The sequence below is a fragment of the Streptomyces sp. NPDC006265 genome, from assembly GCF_040613555.1.
In the GTDB taxonomy this organism is placed as follows: Bacteria; Actinomycetota; Actinomycetes; order Streptomycetales; family Streptomycetaceae; genus Streptomyces.
Map to the genome: position 1 here is coordinate 1 of NZ_JBEXSH010000969.1, position 3206 is coordinate 3206.

General features: G+C 73.3%; 4 protein-coding genes and 1 pseudogene. 1 reads left to right on the forward strand and 4 read right to left on the reverse strand.

The genetic code is table 11. The annotated features are described in order from the left end of the window. Positions 1–307 precede the first annotated feature (307 nt). Complete coding sequence (locus tag ABZ281_RS43610; protein ID WP_184907755.1) at positions 308–655, forward strand: VOC family protein; 348 nt, start codon at positions 308–310, stop codon at positions 653–655. Positions 656–668: 13 nt separating this feature from the next. On the opposite strand, the gene ABZ281_RS43615 is transcribed toward ABZ281_RS43610, so the two are convergent. The 4 genes and pseudogenes from ABZ281_RS43615 to ABZ281_RS43630 form a co-directional block, all read right to left on the reverse strand. Further along, on the reverse strand, positions 669–1229 hold the full coding sequence (locus ABZ281_RS43615) for a GNAT family protein (RefSeq protein ID WP_356663729.1): 561 nt from the start codon (positions 1227–1229) through the stop codon (positions 669–671). A gap of 55 nt (positions 1230–1284) precedes the next feature. After that, positions 1285–1794 (reverse strand): annotated as a pseudogene (locus ABZ281_RS43620) (CocE/NonD family hydrolase C-terminal non-catalytic domain-containing protein); the annotation flags it as partial. Between the two features lie 25 nt (positions 1795–1819). Then, on the reverse strand, positions 1820–2752 hold the full coding sequence (locus ABZ281_RS43625; protein WP_356663731.1) for an LD-carboxypeptidase: 933 nt from the start codon (positions 2750–2752) through the stop codon (positions 1820–1822). Beyond that, a partial coding sequence (locus ABZ281_RS43630) for a prolyl oligopeptidase family serine peptidase (RefSeq protein ID WP_356663733.1) occupies positions 2749–3206 on the reverse strand: 458 nt, incomplete at its 5' end. The genes ABZ281_RS43625 and ABZ281_RS43630, both read right to left, overlap by 4 nt.

Here is a 3206-nt window from a genome sequence, read left to right on the forward strand (position 1 = left end):
GTGCGAGATCGTCATCGACGACGACCGGGTCTCCTGGCACCACGCCGTGCTGAAGCCCGAGGACGGTCACTGGACCATCGAGGACGAGGGCCGCGCCCGCGTACAGGGCGAGCGCGCCGGACGCGGCGTACAGCGCGGCCTTGCGGCGCTGCCTGCGCGTCTGCTCGCGCAGTTCGTCCCGCACGGTCTCGCGCGCCACCTGTGCCAGCTCGTCGACGAGATGCTTGTCCAGATGCTCCAGGTGATCCAACGGCTTCATGCCCGGCCGGGTACCCTCGCCCCCCTCTGCGTAACTAGGCTCGGCGGCATGGAGATTCTGGGTGCCACGTTGCGCGTCTGCGTCGACGACCTCGAGACCGCGATCCCCTTCTACGAGCGGCTGGCGGGCGGCAGAGCCCAGCGCTTCGAGCGGGGAGGAGTCCAGGTGGCGGCGATCGGCTGTTTCCTGCTGATGAGCGGCCCCCCGGCCGAACTCGAGGTGCTGCGCAAGGTCGCCGCGACGATCGCCGTGACGGATGTCGAGGAGACCCACAAGGTGCTGACCGAACTGGGGGCCCACATCGTCGCTGGCCCGATCGCCTCACCGGCGGGCCGCAACCTCATCGCGCTGCATCCGGACGGCTCGGTCTACGAGTACGTGGACCGCCAGGCGTAAGCGCCGGGCGGACTCAGTGCCGCCCTGGCCGGGTGATCATCTCGGTGGTGATCGCCCAGCGTTCGTGATCGCGCCAGGCCCCGTCGACGAAGAGCATCTTCGGCGAGAACCCCTCCAGGCGGAACCCGCAGCCGCGGGCCAGGGCGATCGACGCGGCGTTGCCCGGCTGGACGTTGATCTCCAGCCGGTGCAGCCGCATCGGGCCGAACGCGTACCGCACGACGAGGTCCAGCCCTTCGCGCATCAGCCCTCGCCCGGCGGCGTGCGCGAAGGCCCCGTAGCCCAGCGCGCCGGACTGGAAGCCGCCCTCGACGATGTTGTTGATGTTGATGAACCCGCCGATGGCCCCGTCGCTCTTCTCACAGACCAGGAAGCCGGCCTTGGACGGGTCCTCGATCAGCCGGCCCGCGTAGGCGTTGTAGGCCTGCGCCGTGGTGGGCGGGAAGAGCCACGGCTGGTGCAGGTCCTTGCTCTCCCGGGCGCGGGCGGTGAACTCGGCACCGTCCTCGTAGGTGAAGTGGCGTATGCCCACCCGGGGGCCTTCGGCGAGGTGGCGGGATGCGTGGTGCGGCACCCCGCCACAGTAGCCGCGCTGCCCGCGTGTCCCCAGTCGGCCGTAAGGAGCCGGCGACCGGCAGCCGCAGCACCCCGGTGCCGCCCGGCCCGCTGACCACGGTCACCGGCTTGACCCCCCGGTTGCCGAAGTACGCGTCGTCGCTCGCGGCGATCACGAACCGCAGCCGGTGCCCGGTCTCGTACCGGTGCACGATGCCGGGCAGGGTGGCGGTGAAGCTCTTGGCGACGTCCGGGACGCGCACCGGCGCGACCAGACGGCGCACCAGGATGCGGGTGCCGTCGGGGCGACATCGTAGAGCTTGGCGAACAGGACGAGCTTGTCGGCCGCGTCGGCGGACTTCTGGGCGCGCTCGGCCTTCGCGGAGACGACCTTGGGCGTGGCCCGGGGGTGCGCCGACGACGTCGAGGCTGCGCTCGAGCGGCGCGCTCGTCCAGTCGAGGTAGGTGCCCTTGGTGTCGCGCGGCGGCGTGTCCGGCAGGCCGATGAGACCGGAGGGCGAGCTCTCGGAATGGCACGTGGGGGTCAGCCGGTTGGTGTAGCCGCGGCCGCCGCGGGCCACCCTGTCCGAAGGATTCGGCAGGGGTCGCTCAGCTCAGGGCCGGTTCGTCCAGCGTCAACGTGCCCACCTCGGCGTCCAGTTCGGCCCCGATCCCGAGAGGCATGGTCAGCGCGCCCTCACGGTGCCCGAACCCGAACTCCTCCACGACCGGGACACCGAGACCGCCGAGCCGGTCGGCGAAGACCGCGCGCAGCTCCCCGTACGGGCCGCACCCCGCCCAGGACCCGAGGACGATCCCGGCGACCCCGGCGAGCCAGCCGGTGCGCAGGAGTTGGGTGAGGTACCGCTCCACGCGGTACGGGCTCTCGCCGATGTCCTCCACCAGCAACAGCCCGCCCCGCGCCCCGGTGTGGGCGTGCGGGGTGCCGAGGTCGCTCGCGAGCAGGCTCAGGCAGCCGCCCAGGGTGACGCCCCGGGCGCGGCCCGGGACCAGTGCGGCGCCGCCCGGGGGCACGGCCGTGACGGTCCGCACGGACTCCGGCTCGAAGAGGGTGGCCCGCAGGTGCTCCTGGGCCCGGGCGTTCTTGAGGAAGTCGACTCCTGCGGCCGCGGGTCCGTACAGGGTTACCAGGCCCAGACGGGTGGCGAAGGCCTGGTGCAGGACGGTGACGTCGCTGAACCCGGCGAACACCTTCGGGCCCGCCGCCCGCATCGTCTCCCAGTCGAGCAGGTCGACCATGCGCTGCGCCCCGTACCCGCCCCGGGCGCACAGCACGGCCGCGACGGACGGATCGCACCAGGCGGCCTGGAGGTCGGCGGCCCGCTGCTCGTCCGTGCCGGCCAGGTAGTCCAACTCCCGCTGCCGGTCCAGCACATGGGGCATCACCACGGGGTCGAGATCCCAGCCGCGCAGGATGTCGAGCCCTGCCTGGAGGCGCTCCTCGGGCACGGGACCGCTGGGCGCGACGACGGCGACACGGGCGCCGGGGGCGAGCCGGGGCGGTCGGACGAGCTGGTTCACTTGCTGAGCTCCAGAGTGGGGATGCCGGGCGGGGCCAGGCGGAACACCTGGGCGTAGAGGGAGAGTTCGGCTTCCAGGGCGCGCACCATGGTCTCCGCCCTGCGGAACCCGTGCCCCTCCCCCTCGAAGGCGAGGTACGCGTGCGGCACCTTGCGGCCCTCCAGCCGGGCCAGGAACCGCTCGCACTGGACGGGCGGGCAGATCACGTCGTCCAAGCCCTGGAGCAGCAGGAACGGCACGGTGAGGCGGTCGGCGTGGGCGGCGGGCGAGCGCTCCGCGTACCGGGCGGGCACCTCGGCGAGCGGCCCGATCAGGCCCTCCAGGTACCGCGACTCGAAGTCGTGGGTCTCCCCCGTGCCCCAGCCCCCCCCCCCCCCCCCGGGGGGGGGGCGCGCCGGGCCCCGCGCCGCACGACGCCCGGCGCGCGCGGAGGCCCCCCGCGGCGGCCGCCACG